General features: G+C 48.1%; 19 protein-coding genes and 3 pseudogenes. 13 read left to right on the top strand and 9 right to left on the bottom strand.

The annotated features are described in order from the left end of the window. Positions 1 to 180: 180 nt before the first annotated feature. The 4 genes and pseudogenes from B5F34_RS12475 to B5F34_RS12460 all read left to right on the top strand — a co-directional run bounded on the left by B5F34_RS12475 (position 181) and on the right by B5F34_RS12460 (position 4282). Positions 181 to 945 carry a DUF5045 domain-containing protein gene (locus B5F34_RS12475; protein ID WP_072545426.1) on the top strand — a complete coding sequence of 255 codons (765 nt, stop codon included), beginning with the start codon at positions 181 to 183 and terminating at the stop codon, positions 943 to 945. Between the two features lie 13 nt (positions 946 to 958). Continuing rightward, positions 959 to 1645, top strand: a pseudogene (locus B5F34_RS12470) (hypothetical protein); the annotation flags it as partial. Positions 1646 to 1986: 341 nt separating this feature from the next. Then, complete coding sequence (locus tag B5F34_RS12465) at positions 1987 to 2886, top strand: Abi family protein (protein WP_087339506.1); 900 nt, start codon at positions 1987 to 1989, stop codon at positions 2884 to 2886. A 31-nt stretch (positions 2887 to 2917) separates the two neighbouring features. Beyond that, positions 2918 to 4282: an ATP-binding protein gene (locus B5F34_RS12460; RefSeq protein ID WP_087339504.1), complete on the top strand. Its 1365-nt coding sequence runs from the start codon at positions 2918 to 2920 to the stop codon at positions 4280 to 4282. 76 nt (positions 4283 to 4358) lie between these two features. On the opposite strand, the gene B5F34_RS12455 is transcribed toward B5F34_RS12460, so the two are convergent. The 9 genes from B5F34_RS12455 to B5F34_RS12415 all read right to left on the bottom strand — a co-directional run bounded on the left by B5F34_RS12455 (position 4359) and on the right by B5F34_RS12415 (position 16921). Continuing rightward, positions 4359 to 9374: a type ISP restriction/modification enzyme gene (locus B5F34_RS12455; protein WP_087339538.1), complete on the bottom strand. Its 5016-nt coding sequence runs from the start codon at positions 9372 to 9374 to the stop codon at positions 4359 to 4361. A 229-nt stretch (positions 9375 to 9603) separates the two neighbouring features. Continuing rightward, positions 9604 to 10815 carry a site-specific integrase gene (locus tag B5F34_RS12450; RefSeq protein WP_087339501.1) on the bottom strand — a complete coding sequence of 404 codons (1212 nt, stop codon included), beginning with the start codon at positions 10813 to 10815 and terminating at the stop codon, positions 9604 to 9606. A gap of 10 nt (positions 10816 to 10825) precedes the next feature. After that, on the bottom strand, positions 10826 to 11608 hold the full coding sequence (locus B5F34_RS12445; protein ID WP_087339499.1) for a hypothetical protein: 783 nt from the start codon (positions 11606 to 11608) through the stop codon (positions 10826 to 10828). After that, positions 11605 to 12681, bottom strand: coding sequence for a relaxase/mobilization nuclease domain-containing protein (locus B5F34_RS12440; protein WP_087339496.1), 1077 nt, complete (start codon positions 12679 to 12681; stop codon positions 11605 to 11607). The genes B5F34_RS12445 and B5F34_RS12440 overlap by 4 nt, the downstream gene beginning before the upstream one ends. Continuing rightward, a complete protein-coding gene (gene mobC, locus B5F34_RS12435; RefSeq protein WP_087339494.1) occupies positions 12678 to 13028 on the bottom strand; it encodes a plasmid mobilization relaxosome protein MobC in 351 nt (116 codons plus the stop codon). The genes B5F34_RS12440 and mobC overlap by 4 nt, the downstream gene beginning before the upstream one ends. 176 nt (positions 13029 to 13204) lie before the next feature. Then, entirely contained in the window at positions 13205 to 13852 is a 648-nt protein-coding gene (locus B5F34_RS12430; RefSeq protein WP_239448946.1) for a hypothetical protein, read from the bottom strand. Positions 13853 to 13886: 34 nt separating this feature from the next. Beyond that, on the bottom strand, positions 13887 to 14198 hold the full coding sequence (locus B5F34_RS12425) for a helix-turn-helix domain-containing protein (protein ID WP_087339492.1): 312 nt from the start codon (positions 14196 to 14198) through the stop codon (positions 13887 to 13889). 173 nt (positions 14199 to 14371) lie between these two features. Further along, positions 14372 to 15538 (bottom strand): hypothetical protein, encoded by a 1167-nt coding sequence (locus tag B5F34_RS12420; RefSeq protein WP_087339489.1) that lies wholly within the window; start codon positions 15536 to 15538, stop codon positions 14372 to 14374. 12 nt (positions 15539 to 15550) lie between these two features. Beyond that, positions 15551 to 16921: a site-specific integrase gene (locus B5F34_RS12415; RefSeq protein ID WP_087339486.1), complete on the bottom strand. Its 1371-nt coding sequence runs from the start codon at positions 16919 to 16921 to the stop codon at positions 15551 to 15553. Positions 16922 to 17112: 191 nt separating this feature from the next. On the opposite strand from B5F34_RS12415, the pseudogene B5F34_RS12410 reads away from it, so the two are divergent. From B5F34_RS12410 to B5F34_RS12370, 9 genes and pseudogenes are all read left to right on the top strand, one after another. Then, positions 17113 to 17571: pseudogene (locus B5F34_RS12410) on the top strand (hypothetical protein); the annotation flags it as partial. 50 nt (positions 17572 to 17621) lie between these two features. Continuing rightward, entirely contained in the window at positions 17622 to 18032 is a 411-nt protein-coding gene (locus tag B5F34_RS12405; protein ID WP_087339483.1) for a hypothetical protein, read from the top strand. Then, a pseudogene (locus B5F34_RS12400) lies at positions 18023 to 18344 on the top strand (conjugative transposon protein TraK); the annotation flags it as partial. The gene B5F34_RS12405 and the pseudogene B5F34_RS12400, both read left to right, overlap by 10 nt. A 137-nt stretch (positions 18345 to 18481) precedes the next feature. Next, positions 18482 to 19594, top strand: a complete 1113-nt coding sequence (locus B5F34_RS12395) for a site-specific integrase (protein WP_087339477.1) — start codon at positions 18482 to 18484, stop codon at positions 19592 to 19594. A gap of 19 nt (positions 19595 to 19613) precedes the next feature. Continuing rightward, a complete protein-coding gene (locus tag B5F34_RS12390; RefSeq protein WP_087339472.1) occupies positions 19614 to 20765 on the top strand; it encodes a site-specific integrase in 1152 nt (383 codons plus the stop codon). 15 nt (positions 20766 to 20780) lie between these two features. Continuing rightward, entirely contained in the window at positions 20781 to 21713 is a 933-nt protein-coding gene (locus tag B5F34_RS12385) for a hypothetical protein (RefSeq protein ID WP_140393009.1), read from the top strand. A 309-nt stretch (positions 21714 to 22022) separates the two neighbouring features. Beyond that, positions 22023 to 22256, top strand: a complete 234-nt coding sequence (locus B5F34_RS12380; RefSeq protein WP_087339466.1) for an excisionase family DNA-binding protein — start codon at positions 22023 to 22025, stop codon at positions 22254 to 22256. A 36-nt stretch (positions 22257 to 22292) separates the two neighbouring features. Beyond that, a complete protein-coding gene (locus B5F34_RS12375) occupies positions 22293 to 22784 on the top strand; it encodes a hypothetical protein (RefSeq protein ID WP_087339463.1) in 492 nt (163 codons plus the stop codon). A gap of 251 nt (positions 22785 to 23035) precedes the next feature. Beyond that, positions 23036 to 23410: a hypothetical protein gene (locus tag B5F34_RS12370; protein WP_239448945.1), complete on the top strand. Its 375-nt coding sequence runs from the start codon at positions 23036 to 23038 to the stop codon at positions 23408 to 23410. Positions 23411 to 23710: the final 300 nt, after the last annotated feature.

Raw genomic sequence — 23710 nt, 5'->3', positions numbered from 1 at the left:
GAGCGGCACCTGAACCGGGCCTACCTGGAGACCTGGCGCTACATACAGGTGCGCATCGGCTACTGGAAAGAGAAGATATACCAGGCACGCAGCCGCCGGGAAATCATCGACGGGGCCTTTGGCCGCTGGCGCGGTGCCGGAAGACTGGATTATTAACGAAAAAAGGAAAAGGATATGCACATGAAACGAACAATGACACTTCTTGCGGCGGCAGTCCTGACGGCACATGCCGCCCATGCGCAGTATGTGACCTACAACCACGACTCGCCCAAGCAGAACCAGATTACCGTGATGGAAACCGGCACCGGGGCATTCACCCCGGAAATCTACTACACGCTGCTGCACAACAAGTACAAGAAGACGGCGGCGGCGAAGAACAAGCTGTCGTTCCGGACGCTGGCCGGAGTGAATCTCTACAACCAGACCGACGAGGCGGAAGCCATCGACTCGGCACTGGTCAAACGGGCCGCTGTCGAGGCATTGAACGTGGCCGACAGGCAGGTGGACCTGGCCTGGCTTGCCGAGGGCGACAAGGTGAACGGACAGATGGAACGCTTCCGGCGCAACATCGACCGCATTCTCCTGTGTGGCGGCACGCCGGACGAACGGGAACGCTGGGAAGAATATTATCAGGTGTACCAGTGCGCCATCAACGCCACCAAGGATGCCTACATGCCCAACGCCCAGCGGAAGAAAGAGTACCTGCGCATCAGCGAGGATGTCGCCCGGCAGAACGGGACGCTTGTCCTCTACCTCGCACGGAAACAGAACGCCACCGTGACGGAGGGACTGCTGAACGCAGAAGAAGCACAGCCTATCGACAAAGGAAGCATCCTGCGCGATGCCGTGGAGCGGTGGAACGAATCCCGGTTTGCCGTGCGTGGCTCGCAGACGGGTGGCGGCAGCGGAGGAAGCGACGGAGAAGAAACCGTGAACAGGAACTAAAAAAGAAACGGAAATGGCAGACGGAAATATCCTATCGAATTTCGGCATAGACCTTCTGGAAGAGGAAATAGATGATGTCATCTTTCAGACCAACGAGTTTCTGACCGACGCCACGTTTACCGGTGCACAAGGCCCGTTCTGGTGGATCCTGCAGATGTGCATGGCACTCGCCGCCCTGTTCGCCATCATCATGACGGCGGGCATGGCCTACAAGATGATGGTCAAGCACGAGCCTCTGGACGTGATGAAACTGTTCAGGCCGCTGGCCGTGTCATTGGTCCTCTGCTGGTGGTATCCCCCGGCAGACACGGGCATGGCAGGCAGCGGCAGCAACTGGTGCTTCCTGGACTTCCTGTCCTACATCCCCAACTGCATCGGCTCGTACACCCACGACCTCTACCAGGCGGAAGCCGCGCAGATCAGCGACAAGTTCGAGGAAGCGCAGGAACTCATCTTCGTGCGCGACACGATGTACACCAGCCTCCAGGCGCAGGCGGACGTGGCCCATACCGGCACATCCGACCCGAACCTGATAGAGGCCACGATGGAACAGACCGGCGTGGACGAAGTGACCAGTATGGAGAAAGACGCGGCCAAGCTGTGGTTCACCTCGCTGACCTCCGGCATCGTCGTGGGCATCGACAAAATCATCATGCTCATCGCCCTTGTGGTGTTCCGTATCGGGTGGTGGGCTACAATATAAATGATTTTATATCAATCTGATAATGTGTGATTTACACAAACAAAATAAGTTGTAATATTAGATTTAGTACCATTTTAGAACCACTATTAAGAGTGTGAAAATCGTTTTAAAAAGCTGCTGAATACAGATTATCCAATAATCTTTGTGCATCCAAAGTTAATTATAAGCCGATTAATTGCGGAATACCGCCGTCTATCTTGCTGCTTATCTAGCGCAGTGCAAAAAAAATCACAAAATATTTTGGTATTCCGAATTGTTTTGCTACCTTTGCAACATTAGAACCTGCCAAGCCTCTTAACAATGCTCAAATCGGCGGGTCGTTTTTTTATTATACCTATATGAAAACGAGTTTCACCAAACCCTATTCCTCCCCGGAACAAATCGTTCAAATACTAAAATCGAGGGGTATGCTTATGGAAGATGAGCATAAAGTCGAAAGCTACTTATTAAACATAGGTTATCACCGTTTATCGGCTTATATCTTTCCCTTTTATAAAAGTCCTAAAAACGATTTGATATTAAAGGAGGGTACGACCTTTGAGCAAGTTTTGACCCTTTACCGCTTTGACAAAAAATTGCGTATTCTCCTTTTCAATGAAATCGAAAAGATAGAAGTTGCCATTCGTAGTGTATTGGCAAACATTGGCTGCCAAGAACTGGGCGATAAGTATTGGATAACAAAGCCTGAATATTTTGCCAATGCGGATAAATTCAACCAGACATTAGTTCTCATAGAAAAGGAACTGACATCGAGCAAAGAAGATTATATCGAAGATTTCAGGCACAATTATATTGAGAATTATCCTCCGGCATGGATGATAACGGAAGTATTGTCTTTCGGTAATTTGAACTATATCTATTCCAATATATCCAGCAATCAACTGATGAAACGTATTGCCGCTTATTTCGGTTTGAAGCCACAGGTTTTCACATCGTGGCTGACTGTACTTGCCAACTTGCGTAATATGTGCTGTCATCATGCGAGGGTGTGGAACAGAGATTTTATGTTAAATCCGGCAGAGCCACGCAAGACTTCAAATGTTTGGATAGACACATCCAAGATTGACAAGAAAAAGATTTTCTATCGGCTGTGTATTATCCGATATTTCCTTTCGTCTATTTCACCGAATAATAGTTTCAATGAAAAAATCGCTAATTTGTTAGCTCAATTTCCTTCTGTAGATATTGTGGCGATGGGGTTTTGTAAAGATTGGCAAAAAGATACTTTATGGAAGTAAAATTCAACAACTTGATATAGTTTAGAAAAAAATGAAAATAAGAAAAGTTAAATGGGCAAATCATCCTGTATTAGGAAATCTTGAATTGGATTTTGTAAATCCATTAACCAATCATCCTTTTTCAACTATTGTTTTTGCAGGAGAAAATGGAAGTGGAAAAACTACTATTTTGGAAACATTAAATACTTTCCTTTGCATTGGTAGTTTTAAACCATTTGACATGATAGAATTTGAAGTAGATGACGAATTGTATATCTTAACCCCGCCAATGATACCTAATTCCCTTGATACTTTTTTTACACGATATGATATAAAAAAAAATGGTACATCCGAAAACATATGCACAGATAGAAACAATACACCGGGTTCTATTCAATCAGATAAAATAGATCCAAGATCATACGGTTGTGTATTTTCAAGACCGCGTGCAGATTATAAGACAGATAAAATAGAATCAGTGAGAGCCAATGAATTAGATAGAGATAAATACGATTCTGATAAAGATGACAACTTCACATCTTTAAAGCAGCTCATAGTAGATATTCAAAATCAAGACAACGAACAGTATTATGATATAAATACACAAAGGGAACGCCGTGGGGAAGCAGCAATGACTACGTCTGAATTTGAACCTAATTCAAAAATCTTTAGATTCAAAAAAGCTTTTGATAATTTCTTTGACAAAATAAAATATAATAAGGTTAGTAATATTAATGGTGAAAAGGTTATACTTTTTGAGAAAAACGGAACTGAAATTTCATTAGATAACTTAAGCACAGGGGAAAAACAAATTGTATTTAGAGGTGCTTACCTTCTCAAAAACATGAATCAACTTAATGGTGCTGTAATTATGATTGATGAGCCAGAATTGAGTATGCACCCTAAATGGCAGAAAAACATTTTAAGATATTACAAAAATCTCTTTACTGATAATAATGGAGAGCAAATAGCTCAATTATTTTTCGCAAGCCATTCCGAGGGTGTTATTAGTGAGGCTCTACAAGATTTGAATGATACAAAAGTTATAATTCTAAAAGATAATATGGGAAACATCACAGCGGGAAGTATTGACGCTCCTGCTGTATTACCATATACATTAGCGGCTGAAGTTAATTTTCAAGCTTTTGGTGTAGCATCAACAGATTATCATAATGCATTATATGGATATATAGAAGCCGAAGGTTGGAAAAATGGTTATGATGCACAGCAGTTAAAAGTTCCTTATATAAAACTACATAGGGATGGCACAACATCAAATCAACAAATTACGGAAACGGAAAAAATTCGGCATATCATTCATCATCCGGAAAATCGCAATAATAGTTATAGCGAACAAGAATTAAAAGATTCCATAGAACGTATGAGAAATTACATTAGAACTCATAATACAATTTGATACAAAATATTTAAATCCTCAAGATTAAAACGAACTGTGGTAATATATTTGCCACAGTTCGTTTTGTCTATTGAAATTACCATTTGCAAAATGGCAATGTGGATACGACATCTACCGTTTTGCAAGAGAGGATAATGACAGACAACAGGAGGTCGAGGATGTAACGAGGTTGCTTGTGTTCTCTTGACCAGTCGTTAGGGTCGTTCTTGATTTGGGATGCTTTGTCAATGGTTACGGCATAGCGTTCCATTATCCAGTCGATAGCGGACTTACCATTCACAACGTATTCGTAGGCTTTGAGTGGTATGTTCTCAATGCTGATATGACCGTTGTAAATGATGCGTGTCTTGTCGGCAACGAGTTTACCGTTCTCGTCACGGACTTTGGCGAACTTAATTTTATCCACGGAGAAGTATTGGTAGGTTTCATCTGTCCATTTGTTTTGCCAGATGTCGATGTCGCCAATAACCTTTACGCCAAAGAAACGATGTGCCAACATTGGCATTTCTGCGAAAAATGCATAATCGCCGTCATGCCCTGTTGTTTGCATGTTGATGCCTTGCTCATAGTTCAAATGTAGGTCGGCAAGTTCCTTTCCTGTTTTATAAAAAGCCATGAAATCCTGTACATTATCCACTATGGGAATGCGTGGCAATGACCTTTTCAAATCATCGGCGAAACGCTCACGGTATTGTTTGGAATGAAGTAACCCATACACATAGTAGAAAATATGTTCTTTGGTAATAGCTCGTAAACCACCAAAGCGGTTGCGGACTTCTTTCAAAATCCAGTCTGTGATTCCGTCACGGCGGATATAACGGTTCGTTTCGGCATCATCGAAAAGTGAAGCCTGTGGGTTTTTGTTTTCTTCATACCAATATAGGGGAAAACATTGGCTATTAAACTGTATCTGATAATCAGGTATTTCATTTGTTATTAGACAGCTAAAATTCTTATTACCAACACCGCTTAAACAAATCAGCAAATTTTCTGTTGTTGGTGTTGGAAATAATTTGGGTAATTGATACTGGCTCCAATTAAATGCTTTATCATAATAAAGCCATTGCTTGAAGTATGGTCTATAAAGTGTCAATCGTATCTTATTATTATCAAAAGTATGACGAATGCCTTTCAAAGCATGTTCAAACAATTTCTGGTCCCATTTAATTTGAGTAGGGTCTGCGTTGACTAATGTCGCTATTTCACTTATGGTTTTGGCCTCTACGCATTTGCTTGCTTCTTGATTAAATGTTGTTATTGCTGTCTGCATTTGCATAGAAAGAGATTTGGTTGAAGAATTGTAACACCAAACATCACGGTGAGTTATATCTCCTGCCGAAAATATAGAAAAAACAGTTTGTTTACTATTTTTCTTATCACCCAATAATATCAAGTTGTCAAATACACCATCACGTTGATTTATCCAATCAGCCTTTTCATTAGGCATAATAATTTGCCAATCCAACTTCCGTGAAGAAATAGAGCGGAACTCTTTTGTCATTTTAAGTTTTTGTTCGCGAGTAAGGTAATCGCCGATGTCGTGGTAATGTATAACAGCTTTTTGTCCTTTCTTAGCCGGATTTTTGACGAGGAAAGTAATGGCAATAGGAGTACGAGAACCACTACCAAAGATTTTACCACCCTCTTTGCGTGACAATTCACCTGAAGTGCGTTGATTTCCACGGAGATTCAGCACATAAATGGAGGTAAATTCTTCTTCAAAGCATCTGCGCATGCCATTTTGAGCATTTCCATCGAGCCACGCACCATTGCTTATAAATGCTACAACACCGCCTTCATTTTGTGGAATGCGGTCAGAAGCCCAACGGAAAGCTTTAACATAGCTATCATACAGAGCTTGAACTGTACTGTTTTTATCAGTGATTCGTTGTATATATGTTGATGCAATTCGCTTTTCCAAATTTGGATAAGACAAGTTTTGGGCATTGTCATTTGCACTTTTCTGTCCAACAGAGTACGGTGGATTCCCCACAATCACCCTCACATGGGTGGCCATCTGCTTCTTCACCCGTTTGGAATTGTCCTGGAAGAACTCCGTGAACAGCTCGTTGTGCTTCTTCTCTGCCAGTTGGAAAGTGTCCGTCAGGCAGATGCCGCTGTACGGCAGGTAGGTTTTCCGACGGGTGATGTCATGGAATACAGCTTCAATGTTCACATCGGCGATATAATAGGCCAGCAGCACGATTTCATTGCAATGGATTTCATTCAGGTACTTGCGCTCCATGTCCTCCGGGCGGATAAGGCCGGACTGCAACAATCGTGTGATGAACGTGCCTGTTCCTACAAACGGGTCGAGGATATGCACATTCTGCTCGGTCATCGAAGTGTTGAACTCCGCCTTGAGGATGTCGTTTACGGAGTGGATGATGAAGTCCACGCACTCCACGGGCGTATAGACGATGCCCAGTTTCTCCACGGTGAGCGGAAACGCGCCTTTGAAGAACTTTTCGTAGAGGTTCTTGATGATGGTCTGCTTGCCCTCCAGATTGTCTATGCCGCCTACATTTGTCCTCACCGACTGATAGAACTTCTCCAACACTTCGGTATCTTTCTCGAAAGCCTGCTCTTGCAAGAGGTCTATCATGCGTTGCATGGAGCGGCTCACGGCGTTGTTGTTCACGAACTGGTAATCGGCAAACAACGCATCGAACACCGGACGGGTAATGATGTGCTGCGCCAGCATCTCGATGGCCTGTGCCGCATCCACTGACGGGTTTAGGTCGCGCTGCAATCCCTTGAGGTATTCGTTGAACGCCTTTTTGTGTACGCCGGACTGGATGAGCTTGGATATGCGCTCGATGAACTTGTGCGCGATAAGTCCGATTTCCTTTGCCCAGTTCTCCCAATAGAGGCGGTCGCCGCACTTCTCCACGAGCTTGGCATACATGCCGTCCTGCAACTCGCCGAAACGAAGTTCCAACTGTCGGGCGATTTCCGCGTTCTCCATCTGCCGCGCTTCTTCCTCTCCCTCCTGAAAGCTTAATCCCGGCCTGCCGATGGTGACGGACGGCGTATAAGACTGCTTGTTGGGTTTCTGCTTGTTGAGCGCAATCTTGTTCACCATCGCATTGAAACGGTCATCGTGGGAGCGCAATGCGTTCAGAATTTCCCAGACCACATCAAAGGTCTTGCTGTTGTCGAGTGCTTCCTCTGCCGAAACATCGGACGGCACGACAATAGGGATGATGATGTACCCGTACTTCTTCTCGTCGGGCAGTCCTTTGTGGAAAGTGCGCATCACACGGCCTACCGACTGCACCACATCCACCTGCGAGTTACGGGCGGAAAGGAACAGCACGGCATCGAGCGACGGCACGTCCACGCCCTCGGACAGACAGCGCACGTTGGTCACCACCCGGCACTCCCGGTCATTATCCGGCTCGTCCGCCAACCATTGCAGGATTTCGTTGCGTTCCTGTGAGTTCATCGAGCCGTCTATGTGCTTTGCGGTTATCGAAACGGTATGCGAAAGGCTTTCCGCATCCAGATTCTCGTCGTACTTTTCCGATATTTGCGGCAACACGGAAGCCACATATTTAGAAGCGATACCTACTCGGCTTGCACTCCTGTCAATGGACGAACAAAACGCCACGGCACGGCGCATCATGTGCGGGTCGGCATCCCATGTGCGGTGGTCATCGCCCTGTATCATCTTCGACAGTCCGTTAATTACGCCGATGAGCTTGGACGTGTCGTCAAAATTCAGTTCCGTGGTCGTGTCGGTGACATCGCGTCGGATGTTTTCCGGCACATCGTCCTCTCCGACGGTAAGGACAAGCACCTTGTAGTCGGTCAGCAGCCCGTTCTGTACGGCGTAGGAGAAATTCACGCGGTAGAACTCCTCCCCGTACAGAGCCTTATCGTCCATCGAACAGAGGATGCAGTCCTTTTCCGATGCCTTTATCTTGGCCGATTCCCCGTACAGCCGTGGCGTAGCGGTCATGTAAAGCCGTTTACGGCCTTGCACATTGTCGTCGGAGTGTATCTTGGTAAAATTGCTCTCGTCCTCGTCCGACAGCTTCACGCCTGTAGTGCGGTGGGCTTCGTCGCAGATGATGAAATCGAACACGCCATACTCGCCGTCTGTTTCGGAAAGAATCTCCTGTTGTGCCGCTGAAACGGCATCAATGGACTGGTAGGTGGAGAACACGACTACCAACCCGTCATGGCTTCGGTATTTCTTCAGTTGCGATGCGATGGACTGCGGACTGGTGGACGCTGGCACGGCAAGGTCAACCACGCTGTCATCCATATCATCGTATTTATTCTGTATCTTCCGTGAGGCTTTGGAATCCGAACAGATGCAGACGGCCTTGATAGGCTTCTTCGCGTCCGCCGACCATGCGTTGAGCGACTGCCCCAACAAGGCGATGGACGGAACCATGAACAAAACCAGTCCTTTGTTGCCCAACAACTGTTCGGTGATGAGCAGCGAGGTGTAGGTCTTGCCCGTTCCGCAGGCCATGATGAGCTTACCCCGGTCGTTGCCGTCTGTAATGTAGTGCGTGTATGCCTTGGATATGGCATTCAACTGGTGCTTGCGCGGTTTCTTGCCCTCTACAAGTGCGGAAGTTCCCGTAAGTCCGTCCATCAGTTTTTGCCAGTCCACACAGGAAGAATTCAGGTCAATCAGCCCAACCCGTGAAAAAGGCGGGTCCTGGTGCCGGATGGCTTCCTCGGCGTTGCTTCCCCAATGGTTGGTGGTGGAAATCCATATCCGTTTGGCAAACCGGGTGGTCTGGAAAGTCACTTCGTTGGTGAACGTGCGGCTGGAGGTGGCGAGGAATGAATCCACGGCAGGCTTGTCTATCACGGCATCCTCCGCATAGCACTTGCACTGGATAGCCCAATAGTCGCCCATCTCGGTCTTGGCCACAAGGTCGATGCCCGTGTCCGTGCCTCCGAAGTCCTTACGACCCGGAAAGTCCTCCCACAGCCACACCTTTTCAAGCTCGTTGTAGCGAGGGTCTGTCAACAACCATGAGCGCATCAGACGCTCGAACTTTATACCCTTTTCCCTTTCGGTGAATGATTCGGTACGGAATTTATGCAGTATATCCTTGAAATTCATCTCTTGGTAAGAGATATATTTCAAGAAAACAAATACTGGGAATCAATGTATTATTGGAAAATGCAAGTGGATTTACTAAACAATTCCGCATAAATTGTCTTTCATATCCCATTATAAATTAGATTCGGACACGGATTTTGCAATATTATGAGTACCTTTGCAATATCAACTATAACTCTTACCAAGAGATTCTGATTTTCGCTAAACAAATTTTATCCAAAATATCCGTTCACAAGTCTTTCAGGATAAGGCTATTCGCCTTGTCCACCACATTTGTGTCAAGCGATGCAAGATAGATGCGTGTGGTTTCCTCCGAATCGTGCCCCATACCCTCGCTGATGACCGAAAGCGGTATGTTCTTGCTCTTGGCAATGCTTGCCCAGCAATGCCGAGCGCAGTGCATGGTAAGCGGCATATTCAATCCGGCTAAACGGGCAACCTCTTTCAGTGCCACGTTAATACGGCTGATGGCATTGCGGTACTGTGTCCGCCCGTCAGTGCATGGGTTGGTGATTATCGGCAGTAGGTACTGGGCGGTGGAACAGCCGTCGTATTTGGCGATGATTTTTTCCATGCACTTCTCCCATTTGATACTCAGTTGCTGCCCCGTCTTTCTCCTGCGGTATATGATGACGCTGTTTTTCAAGTCCGATTTCTTCAAATAAGCCATGTCGATGAACGACATTCCACGGGTGTAAAACGAAAAGAGGAACATATCCCGTGCATAGTCCAGATGCGGTTTCAAGGTCAGGTCGAGTTCCTTGATGCGCTTTATCGACTTCAACGGGAGAGCGCGTTTCACCGTCTTGCCGATACCCGTGTAAACATGCTTGAACGGATATTTCTGTTCCGTCAGTTCCTTTTCTACAGCACGGTTATAGACGGCACGGAGTATGCGCATATAGAACGAAGTCGTATTGGGGCAGTTGCCGTTGGATTTCAGCCATGCTTCATAAAGCATCATGGTGTCGCTGCCTATCTCACACAAAAGAATGTCCTGCCCCTCGCGGAACTTCATAAAACTGGCTAAGGCTGCGGTATAAGTTTCCGATGTGCGTACCTTGCCGAGCTGCTTCAACTGACTTATGGTGTCTTGCATGAAACCGAACAGCGACAGCCCGTTTGCGTGGCTGTTGAACTTATCTACGATATTGTAAGCGGAGTAACTTCCGCCTTGCCTGTCGCATTGCGCGATGATGGCCTGCAACCGTCGGATGTCCCAACCGATGCGCTCTGAAACGCTATAAAGGTACTGTTTTCTGTTCTCGTTGGTTTCAGGCATGATTCGGACGGACGATGATTCCTTGTCCCATTCCGTATCAAACACACGGAAGTCCGTTCCGATCTGGCGGACTGTTCGCCCGTGGATTACCTGATAGTAGATGCTGCCCTCCTTGCCGCTGGCGGTGGAAGGACGATATTTTACCTTGATGGATGCCATTCACTTTATTTTATTGTTTGGATTCGTTTTCTTCATTTCTTACTTTTTCAAGCTGCCTGTTGAACACGTTCAGGGTGGAATCCACTCCGACCGTTTCCACCAGTTTTTCGTATGCCCCGACGGTCACGGCCAGTTCAGGGTAAAGTTCATTGAGCATGAGCGTGGTCACTTGGTACTTGTCTGCAACCGTTCTCAACCGCCTGTTTTCCTCCCGGTACTCATGCCATCGCACCCAACTGGCGGCAAACAGGGCAAAGAACACAAGCGTGCAGACGATACCAGCCCATGCGTAAGGGTTCTTGTACCAGCCGTCGGGTATTTTGCCCCATAGCCGCCTGATACCGCTTATCGCCCTGCCCGGACGGATTGCCTGCCAAAGTTTCCGTGCGAAGCCTTGCTTTTGCTGTGCCTTTTGTGGAATCTGCTTATCTTTCTCTACATGGTCAGTAAGCACTTCCAATATCTTATAGAGCAAATCCTTGGTGGTGGGGATGCCACGCTCGCGCATATTCTTGTCGTTGGCATTGGTATATTCCTGCAAGCTAACAATCATTTCACCGCCCAATGACTTCTTGTATGCCTCGATGGTTTCCTTGCTCCTGAAAATGTCACTGATGTTCTCCGGCGTGCTGCCACCAAAGAAACGTATGACTGGCTCCAGTTTCACCGCAAGCCTTTTCAGTGCCTCGTCCTTGTCCGAAGCGTCCTTTGCTGCCAGCATCTTCTTGATTTCTTCGATGTCCTCTGCCAATGCCCCGATAAGGTCGGATATGTTCTGTAAGTTGTCCTTCATCTTCTCATCTTTCTTGGTTTATACTTGTTCTTTTCCTTGTCGTTTTCGCCCCAGCCGCTTTCGTTTCCGCCACCGCCACCGCCGGATGAAACCTTGGCTTGGTGAGGTTGGACGCACAACTCGATGAGTGCGTTGATACCCACTTGAACTATGCCTGTATTCGTATCGGCATCGGCGAAAGTTCCGCTGCCGGATGCTTCCGCATGGCCATCGGTAGAATAGGCCTTATCCGTCTGTTCAAATGAATTGTCCGGTTTATATATAGTTCCCGTTTGGCTTGTTCCGCTTTCAGCCGTTGGTCGGGTATGGTACAGATTGTTTCTCCATTCCATGCCCTCGGCGATACGACCTCCAAACTGCTTATCCAGCTTATAAAAGCCCATGCCGCGGTCAATCCGTGAGCCACTGAACGAAACACCGTCTTTAGTGAATGACACGCCGACGATATTGCCGTTACGCCTGTCGAACTTGAAGCTCACTCCGATGCCCTGCTTGGCCAGCCTGTCGCACAATTCCGACCAACTGTTACAATGGGGCAAGGTTGCTTTGACGGCATCATGGATTTGGTATTTCACCTTGTCCTTGCCGCGCAGACGGTCACGCTTCACGTTCACCTTACCTTTGGAAAAGTGCAGTCCGTATTCCCTCGTGAGAGCCTTGCATACCGCCACGTTGCGCATGGCATCGTTCCGGTCGCTGATGGTGTTCCCGTCGTTGTCCACCCTGTTGGCCACGATGTGCAAGTGCTGGTGTTCCTTGTCGGTGTGGCGGCATACAATATATTGGGTGTTCACAATGCCCATGCGCTTCATGTACTCACGTGCTATTTCAGCCATCAGGCCGTCCGTCAGCTTGGGCGTGTCCTCGTGGGCGAAGTCCAGCGAGATGTGGTACACCGGATTTTTCAGCTTACGCCCCGGCTTGTCATCTGCCTGTCCCTGCATACTCCTTGCAATGGCTGTGTTGTCATCAAGCCTCACGTCCTTGCTGTCGATGAGCCTTGCCTTTTTCGGGTTGTTCACGTAGTTCACCAGCTTGGCGAAGCTCGCCCGTTTTTTCAAGTCGCCCATCATATATCCGCGATGATTTTGTTGAACTCGTCCAACAAGGCGGTGATTCTTCCTTTAGTTCTCGGAAAGCCCTGTTGATGTGCCATCTTCGCCAACTGGTTCAGGTTGTTGCAACCTCCCTCCAGCATCCTTATCTGCTGTCTGTCCTCCTGTGTCCGTGCCGCCACAACCTTGCCTTGAAGCAACAGTTCACGCAGGAAATGCGACGGCTTTTTGCCCGCATCGGCAATCCGTTTCATGACCGTTTTCCACTCGGCCAGCGTAAGCCTTGTGGATATGGTCTTTGTCCGCGCCTTGCCCTTTACAGCTTTGGGGCGGCCTCCTTTATGATTGTTATCTTGTTCTGTCATTCGCTTGTTATTTTCTGTTACAAATGGGTCGGCGTTTTTAGGGCTGCAATCCAGTCTTGCCGTTTTCTGCGTGGCCGGGTCGCCGTTGGTGGCGTAGTTTTCGTGGACGAAAACATTAACTTGCCAGCCCTAAAAAACGCCCCTATAAATACTTCATTCTTTTCCATAGTTACCGCCTATTTATAAGAGGTATTGTCATCGGATAAAGTATCTCCTTTCTGCATGATTAGCGGATTGTTCTCTGATTGCTTGGAATGCTCCTCATCCTCCGATGTGGACAGCCCCAGTTGCGATGCTTGTGCGGACTTCTCCTTGTCTTTGCCCATGTCCTTGTCCTTAGACTTCTTCATCCTTGCCGAACTTTTTCGCAGGGTTTCCAGCCTTTGGCCGTTAAAAAGGTAGATACGTACTCCCTCGTATGCCTTGACCGTCTGTTGGTATGTTGGATTTTCCGTGAGCCGTCCGTCCATCATCCATGACTTTACACACACCATATCCATGATGGTGGTTATGGGATTGGAAACAACACGGATTAGCCCCCGCTGCGAAAAATCCTCCAACAGACGGCTGACGGACTTACGCCCGATATTCCACTCCTTTGCCAGTGACAGCATGGAGCCGTCCACCTGTCCGGGATGGAGCACATAACCCAATCCACGTTTGGTTTTATTTACTTCCGTGACCGCCATCCCCGACAAAAGGGAAAGAAAATAGGTCAGGTTGCACACACCGTTGGTAGTGCCGTGCAGGAAATACCATGCTTCCACATTCATTGCCACCTCCATTTTATAGCACGGCAGAACAAGCTGCTTCAAATTCTTCATAAGCCATGATGTTTTTTGCTGTTCGTTATGCGGATTATCCCTTGGTGTTTTTGTCCGCATCCCTGTTGGTGGCTTTCAGGTTCTTGATGCGGTCAATCTGCTCTTTCGGGAACAGGACACGCCGCCCAATCCGCTGCCCCTTGATATGCCCCAACTTCTCGTGCCGCCAGATGGTCGCGATGCTCACGCCCCATTTCTCGGCCACTTGCCGGATGGTGTAATATTCCGATGTCTCCTGCGGTGCCTGCGCCTGTCCGTATTCCTCCAGCGCACATCTCACGCTTGCGCCGATGAGTTGCTGAAGCTCGTCGCGCGATACCAGTACCATTTCCATATTTTCTGCCATAAGTCATTGATTTTGAAATTACGGCGGCAAAGTTAGATGGTGAATGAAACGGGTGAACTTGTGGGGATTTGTGAAATAAACGGGCATAAGAAAAGCCGCCAAACATCTGATGTCTAACGGCTTGTGCAAAGCTGTGGGCTGTGGTGAGTTGTAACCACGTGTGGACTGCCGCATTATTTTATCATCGGGAGCAGTTCTTTGAGCCTGCTTACGAAAGGCTTTTCCACATTGTACTTGGCAAGGCTTTCCGCTGTAAGTCCTATGGAACGGGCTGCGGCTGTGCGGTACTCCTTCCAGTCCTTGAAATAGGCTTTTGACAACAGGGTGATGACGCACCGCATCTTTCCTTTCACGCAATTCTGATAGGCCGTGGAATAGTCAGCTCGCATGACGGCACGTATGAAGTCCTTGTCGGAAACGGCGTTGCCGTCCAGTACGGGCTTGCCCTTGTCGGGGCCGCTCTGTACGGTAAAGGTGGTGAGGAACTGGTACAGTCTTAAAACAGGCACCTGCGCCGTCGTGCTGAACGCTCCGCCCTGCACGGTATCTGTGGCAGTAAAGCCTGCCATTGGGGTAGATATTGTTTTTACTTCGGATTCGGTTGCGTCCTCATGGAGTATGTTCCTTTTGACATACCCCATTGACAAGGCGATATGGAACATCTTAATCCCGGCTAACTGTGTTTTTGTATTGCCGTCTTGGAACACCATCGAAAGGTGGACGGCTTTTGCGAAATCCTCCGTGAACAGTCGTGCCAAATCCTTGTCGTTGGCGTTTGTGATATATTCCTTGACGGCTTCGATTTTTTCCTTGTCCATGTCGGCAAGCAGGGCATACGCTTCTTTGCCTATGTATTCTTTCCCTTTGTTCACACCGGTTTCAGCCGTGCATTTTCGGATGGCGGTTCGTATGGTGTCGATGCAGTCCGTGGCTTCGATGCGTGTCATGGAACGGACTTCTCTCTGTTCGTTTCCGTCAGGAAAGAAGTATTGGCCGATTACTTCTATGGAAGTATAGACGATGCCCGCATAAAGGGCTTCCTTGCCCAAGTCCTGCAGATATGCCGAACAAAGGTCATGCAGCCGTTTCGCATCCCCGTGCAGCCGGACAAACTGGTGTGCCAATTCCTTGTCGTCGTGTTCGGCGATGTATTCCCGCACCTCGTTCAACAGGGCAGGAACGGTTTTCATTTCACGCCGGATGTTCTTGCCGATGTCCTTGTTCCCGGCTTCATCTTCAACTTTACCGCTGGCAAGGCTTTCCGCCAGTTTCAGGCTTCTGCCGATAATCTTCGACAGCCTGAACAGGGCACTGATAATTGCAAATCTCGTCTTTTCCATAGGCGGCTTATTTTACATTTCAATAATACCCTCAAAGTCCTTCAACGCAATCACGGCCTTTTCCTCCGCATCCAGTTTGAGGTAGCGGCGCAGTTGCGCCTCGCTGCTGTGCCCTGTTATGGCTTGGATGGACGACAACGGTACTCCGGCCTTGTATGCGTTGGTAGCAAAACTTCTTCGTGCCGTGTGCGAGAGGAGCATATCACAGAACCTCCGCCCTCGTTTCGGGTTGAGCCGCTTCCCGTCAAATCCGCAGTCATGCGTCCAGCCCAGCAACAAACCAATGGTTTTTATCAGCTTGTTCATTTCATTAGGGCATACATGGGGCAGCTTGCCGTCGTATTTGTCAAGTATCTGCCTTACTCGCCTGTCCACCGGGATATAGACTTTTTTTTCCGTTTTCTGTTGGGTAAGCAAAATGAACTCCACCCCGTTTATCTCGGTTATCATGTCATCGCATATCCTCGAATAGTCGGACACGCGCTGCCCGGTCAGACAGCCGACAATGAAAATATCCCTCACGTGTTCCAAGGTGCGTATGTGGGTGATGCGGCATTTGGAAAGCTGCGTTAGTTTCTCGTCCTCGCTGATGTCGAGTGCCTCCAGCCGTTCCCTGACGGTCTCTTTGGTGGAAAGGTCGAGTTCAAGCATTTCCTGTATCTGTTCCGGCGTAAGATAGATGTTGTCCACTTCCTCTTTTTTCGGAACAAAGTCTGAATGGCGGAAATCGTCGCATTTGGTCAGCTTGTCCTCGTATGCCGCCTTTGCCACGGTACGGACATCCGTCATATAAGAGTTGATGGCGTTGGGCATCAGGCCGCGCCCTTTCCAGTAACCGACAAGACTGTTGCGCGTTTCCATCGTCATGTCATCCAACCCGATTTTGCGGTGCATCTCCTTTTGATAGTTGCGGATTTGGGTCTGGATGATGCGAAGCCCCTTGATGTAGGCAGGGGTTACTTTGACGGTACGGCCTTTCTTGGTGCGCCGTCCTGTTTCCAAATCTTCTATATAAGTGGTAAGGAAATCCTCGAACAACATCTTGCCTTTAGGTTTGACCTCCACAACCTGCATCATGCCGTTCAGCACATCGTGCTTTACGCTCTCGATGACGGACTTCGCCTTTTTCGGGTCGAAATCGTCCGCCTCAAACGCCGCCTTTATCCTTGCGAGGACTTGGGCGAACTGTCCGTACTTTATCCCAATGCTCGACATGAGGGCGGACGAGGTGTATTGCAGGGAGCGGTATTTCTCCCATTCAAGCTGTCTGATGGTGAAGCCTGTTACGGTTTTCACATTGGCCTTGCCTGTGCGCACCCGGGCATAGACCGAACCGAAGTCCTCCTTACCTGCCTTTGACGATTTTATGAAGATGAAATCCATACGCGAAATGTCTTTTAATTGCTGGTACAAAGGTACGAAATCTATTCTGAAATATAGTACCAAATAGTACCAATATTTTCTAAAACCGTGAAATTCCGTGCGTATTTCAATTAAATGAAAATATCTGCAAATAACTGATATACAAGAATAATTAATAAAACAAGGTTCTACTGAATATAATTATTGAATAGTGGGCGACGATATACTGCCAGCAGATCCTGCTGGGGATGCTGACGATATTCGGGCCAATACAGTGGGCTTTCAGCCTGCTGCCCAAATGGGAAGGCGCCTGGGCGAAGTGGCTCACGAGGTATCTGACGGTACACTTCTACGGGGCGATGCTCTACTTCGTGGGCTTCTACGTATTGCTCCTGTTCGACATCGTGCTGTGCATCCAGGTGGAGAACCTGACGGCGATAACGGCAAGCGAGCAGACGATGGCCGCCTACCTGCAGAACTCGTTCTTCTCCGCCGGCTACCTGATGGCGGCGAGCATCGTGGCATTGAAATGCCTGAACCTTGTGCCGGATTTGGCCGCATGGATGATACCGGAGGGAGACACCGCCTTCTCGACCCGTAACTTCGGTGAGGGCGTGGCACAGCAGGCGAAGATGACAGCCACGGGCGCCATCGGAACCATGACGCGATAAGGAAACTCTGACCCATTAAGAACTATCATCAATCATAAAACAAAAAGGATATGAAAACCAAGAAAAGAATCGAGAAATGGCTGGCGGACGAGAATTTCCGCCGGTATGCCGAGAAACGGATGCAGGAAGAGATTACGGAAGTGCCGGAGAACCATACGCTTGACCGGAAGTACGAGGAACTCGACGAAGGTTTCGAGTGTGACGACCGGTACATCTCGCCCCTTGTGGAATACCTCGCCTACCGCCTGCATCTGGCAAGGCTTTGCAGGAACCCGCACAAGCGCAGACGCGACATCTGGTGGGTGTTCGTGCATGTGTTCATGCAGGGGCATTACACCCATGTCTTCTCCGAACATTTCGACCCTCTGCTGGACGAGCTGCAGGACTGCATCATCCCCATGCTGCATGACGAATATGTACGTAGGTTGAACAGCGAAAAAAGAGGCAGGCAATGGTCATAAAGAATCTGGAGAACAAAATCAGGCTGACAGGCATCGTCTGCACGGCTTTCCTTGTAGGATGCGTCATAATCAGCGTGTCGAGCATCTGGACGGCCCGGACGATGGTCGCGGACGCGCACAAGAAAGTCTATGTGCTGGACGGCAACGTGCCGATATTAGTCAGCCAGACCACGATGGACGAAACGCTCGATGTCGAGGCCAAGAGCCATGTCGAAATGTTCCACCACTATCTTTATATATGTTTCCGATTGGAATAAATTAGAAACAAAAGGAATGTATAATTGCTATATATCAATGTTTTACACAATTTTCAAAACAGATAATGAGTTCCTATCTTCACTAAATTGGGTTAATTTTGTTACTTTATTTGCTACCATTTTGTTACTTTGAAAAATAGTTTATAGTTTTGTATCGGAAAAATGACCATATAGTAACAAAATAGAGTTTATATGACCGCTAAAAAATCGCATATCGCACTTAAATACAAAGAGATAGATAATGGGGAAAAGTCCATCTACCTTGACTATTACAAGGGCGGCAAACGCATCCGCGAAGCCCTCCATCTCTATTTGTTACCAGAAACATCCAAAAAGAACATCAGCGCAAACAAGCGGACGATGAAAGAAGCCGAGGCCATCCGTATCGAAAAAGAGAACGGATTGCTTGCTGTGCGTTTCGGCATAGAGACCAAAGAACCATCACCCATGCGCATAGGCGAAGCCATTGACGAATATGAGAAAATCATCTTTGATAAGGGAGATATATCTTCAGCCAATAATATAAGGTGCATGAAAAAGGCGGTGATGGCTTATCGTGGATTAGACACAAAAGTGGTTGACATTGATGAAAGCTACTGTGACGGACTGGTTGACTTTCTGCATAAGGACTATACTGCACAGTTCGGTAAAATCAGCATGACAACGGCAAGGGCGTTCATCTATCTTTTCAGCAGCACGCTCAACAACGCCGTTGCCAATGGTATAATAGGTGTGAGCCCTCTCCGCTTCGTGAACATCCACGGGCGAATTACAAGAGAGCGTCCGTTGAAAAAGTTTCTGACCATTGACGAAATAAAGGCTTTGATGGACACACCCTGCCCTGTGATGTCAAGACCACAAGTCAAACAGGCTTTCATGTTGAGCATCTTCACTTATCTATCTTTTGCCGATGTCCTCTCACTAAAATGGAAAGACATAAAGACGAATGAAGGCAGGACAACCATTGAAGTGCATTCAAGGAAGTCATCCGTGCCGTTGACTGCGATATCAATGCGATGGTTGCCTGAAACGGCAAACCACCGCGGACTTGTATTCAAAGGATTGCCGAAAGGCACTGAAATCAGAAACATCCTGTCGCAATGGGGCAAGAACGCAGGACTGCACCAGCCGTTGAGTTTCCGGCTTGCGCAGAACACCTTTATATATTTATTGCTTACTACTGGCACCGACATAGGCACTATCAGTTGTATGCTTGGAATGACACCCAAGACGATGAAAGGATATATGAAAATGGTGGCCGCAGGCCATATCAGAGATAAGCAACAAATAACTCACAACGAATAATCAATAAAAACATATCACCATGCCCAGACCCAAGAAAGTTATCAAGGCGAAAGAGCCTGTCCGTATCCGCTTCAAGGAGTTGCAGAACGGAAACAAGTCTATCTATCTGGATATTTACCGCAATGGGAAACGTACTTATGAGTTTCTCAAACTTTATCTCGTTCCGGAGATTGACCCGGCAAGCCGTGCCATGAACCAGCACAACATGGCTTTGGCGAACAAGATTAAGGCTGACCGCATCGTCGAACTTACCAATAATGAAAAAGGCGTTTCCAACGCGACATTGCGTGGCCGCATTAAGTTGTCTGAGTTGCTTGACCGCTATGCAAGATGGCTGGAGGACAACGGTAAGCACTCTATGATACGGGGCGTCAATTCCATACGGAAAGCTACATTCCAATTCCGTGGCGATGTTCCCATCAGGATGCTTGACAAGGACTATTGCATGGCTTTCATGAATTTCCTGCGGAACGATTACAAGGCACGGACAAACCGACCTATTTCCATGACCACCGCCACAGGGTATGTCACGGTGCTTAGTGCCATGCTGAACTGGGCTGTGCGCAACGACTATCTTTCCGAAAACCCGTTCACGCATATTGCAGCAGCCGACCGCATCCACCGTCCGGAAAGCAAGCGTGAGTTCTTGCAGATTGACGAACTGAAAAAGCTGATTGCAACGGAATGTCCTACCCGTCCTGCCGTGAAGCAGGCTTTCCTGTTCTCGTGCTATTGCGCCTTGCGCATCAGCGATGTTGTCGGGCTGACTTGGGGTGACATCCACAAGGACGGCGACCAGTGGCGTGTGTTCACCGTCATGGAAAAGACCAACGACCCGATTTATCTGCCATTGTCTAAACAGGCAATGAAATGGTTGCCGGAGCGTGGCGACGCCAAAGACGAGGACAAGGTTTTCGACCTCCCGTCAGAAAGCCGTATCTGCATCATCCTTGACAAATGGGCTAAAGCAGCAGGGATAAACAAGCACGTGACCTATCATGTCAGCCGTCATACCTTCGCCACCATGATGCTTACACTCGATGTTGACATTTTTACCACAAGCAAGCTGCTCGGCCACAAGAACATTTCCACAACGCAGATTTACGCAAAGATTATTGACCAGAAGAAAGACGAGGCGGTCAACCGTGTCAATGAAATTTTCAAGGACTAAAACCTGATGTATGCGATGAAACGATTGTCTGATAACTTTCTTACGATGCTGTTGCCGCTTACGGTGGTAGCCGCAACCGCATTCGGGTTGGTAGCTGTCGTTGCTTTCCGTATGGAAGCAACTACGGCTGCATTTGTTTTTACCGCCTTGTCAATAGTCGGTTGGATTGGACTGGTTATAGAATTTTTCCTTTTGTATGACATCATCATAGACAAGTGGCTTTCCAAAGACCGTTCTGTTTTAACGGCCTCTTGGTTTGTGGTTTCGTTGTTGCTTGCATTTATCCTCACGCCTGACAAACATCTGGACTGGAGCACGGTCATTGTCATGGCTTCACTTTTTGCTGTGCTTTTCCTGCTGCCCTACATCATCGGGATGGCTTACGGGAAGCGGATTAAGTCGTGGCTGTTCCAATGGTGGAACAGGATTGTTCCCGACAAGCGACAGGTTTCTGACAGGCAAGCGGAGAAACAAATCGAAGCGGCGCTTTCGACCCCTACGCCGCCAGTTTCAATGAAGCAGGAGGATGAAATCAGGCACTACGACAATCTAATTTCACAGGTTCAGCCGGAACTGATTAAGAAATTGCCCGAAGCGTTGCAGACCAACGATGCGCTGTTCTTACTCGTGCTGTTCCGGGAGGACGGTTATCTGGATGCGGACTTCCAACCACTGATGAAAAAGGAGGATGACGAAATCAACCGGACGCTTTATGCCTATATCGCCAACGCGATGTGCGCAGCCCTCAAAATTAGGAAAGGGAAATGGGTAATCTTCGGGAAGTTCTGGCCGCTCAACAACGGCGCACAGTTGGCGAGCAACCTCAAGGCCGCCTCCAAAGACAATCCGTCCGACCACCAGCGGCATATCTCCAAACTGTTGCGCAAGGCTACACGTCTGCGACCAAGGCTTGACACCTACGACCTTGAAGAGTTCAAAAAACTCTGACTGAATATTTTATAAAATCATTTTCCTTGTTCCCGTCACTGCGAGCCAGCGGCGGGATTTTTCATGCTTGTTCGCGAGCATCCGTACTTCTTTCCGCACTGATGGATTGCCATGTAAGGACTATCCGGGATTATGGAGGGTTTAGAGTTCCTTTATACTTCGTTATGCACCGTTTATACTTCCATTTATAGTTTGCAAAACACTCTGTTTGTATCATTTACAAATGAGGTTTCCCAAAACATCAGCCATATCTTTGCATTGTCGCCGAGACAAGGAAGCGACCTGAATATCCACTAAAAATATACGCACATGACAGAGCAACGAAAACTTTTAAGCACCAAGGAAGCCGCCGAGTATTGCGGTTTCAAATTGTCCTACTTCCGAAAGCTGATGATGCGCAGGGCAATCCCGATGTACAAACCATGCGGCAAGCTGTGTTTCTTCAAGAGGGAGGATTTGGATGCTTTCCTCACAGGAGTACGCATCTCATCGCAAGGGGAAATCAATGAAGAAGCCGACCGCTACCTTGCCGGACGGAAATAAGCAACTTATTTTTTCACATCAAAAACAAATTGTATTATGGAACAGAGTAAGAACATGGAACAGGCCGGAGCAGCTTCGGCTGTTTCGACTGAAAAGAAAAACGAGAGCCGCAAACGTGAGATAAGCGGCAAGGACGTACAAGCTATCCGCACATTCTTGGAGAGTGTGGGCATCTACGAGGCGGACGCACTGCGTGTGGGCATAGCCATCGCCGACGGCAAGGCTACGGCAGAGAGCATTTCAGCGGACGACCGTCTTGCGCTCAACCGCTATCTCAACAGCGGCACGGACAACGAGCGGCTGACAGCGGACAATGCACAGGGACATCGGTTGAACCGGGCGTTCGGATTGCTGGAGCGTGTGACGGAGTTTTGCGACAAGCGGCAGTTGGTGACGGTCAACAAGGCGTTGCTTTCCATTGCGGTGAACGCAACGGACATCAGCCGTGCCGTATCGAGCCTTGACAAGCGACCCGCACCCGGACAACCGTTTTCGGGCAACACTAACGGCAACGGGGCAAACAAATGACCGTATGCAAAAGGTGGAAAGGCGTATGCACCGTGGTAACGCAGCCTATTTTTCTTCCCTTATTTCGGAGATGATACGCATTGGCTGACTGGTGCAAATAATTAGCGAGCCTATCACCTTTCATGAGCCGTTCAAAACAGAGAAACCGTGCAGGGTACAACAAAAAACAAGGAGGTGTTTCCATGCCGATACCTGCACGGCTTCATTCCATTCAAACAAAAGTAATATCACATTTATAAAGTCAAAGATTTATGGACAAGGAAACTTACAGGTTCATGTACCCGACAGGGATTGCTTCGTTCTCGTTCAGATTTTCCGACCGTGCGGTGCAATGGCTGTGCGGAACAACGACCGACGACAACGGCAGGGAAATAGGCAACTTCACATTGTTTGGCGACCTGTTGGCGAGAATGGCATTAACGGACGGTGTAGCCAAAGGCTTTCACAGACCGCTCATGCTTTCCGCAGGTCAGGCGCAGTATTCCGAGGAACAGCTTTCTTCACAATGGAACATGGGCAGGAAGCGCATACGCAACCTGCTTGCCACGCTTACGGAGATGGGACTTATCTACACCTGCCGTTCAAGGGTAGCGTCCGTGATGACCTTTCCGTGCCTACTTGGGTAGAAAACAGCGGACGGCGGTATTACATCAAACCCTTTTACCCACGAACAGAGGGAAGAATAAGAACCGTCAGAAGCCGAGCAGAAAGCGACACCGCGCGAAATACCGCATCCCGTTGTTCCATTATCCGGCACTCCACTGGCACCAGTCTGTTTTGGCTGTGGCAAGCGGACAGGTGGATTAGCATGGAGCGGTAGCGTTCAGTTGCGAGGTATGCCGAGGTATTACCGCCTGCGGACGGCAACACCCCGACGCCCTCGCAACGGCTTGACAGACCGTTGTCCTTGCCGCTCGCAGGCTCGC

It is taken from the genome of Mediterranea sp. An20, from assembly GCF_002160055.1.
Taxonomy (GTDB): domain Bacteria; phylum Bacteroidota; class Bacteroidia; order Bacteroidales; family Bacteroidaceae; genus Bacteroides; species Bacteroides avicola.
Note: the sequence above shows the minus strand (reverse complement) of the source record. Positions and strands in the feature narration are given on the sequence as shown.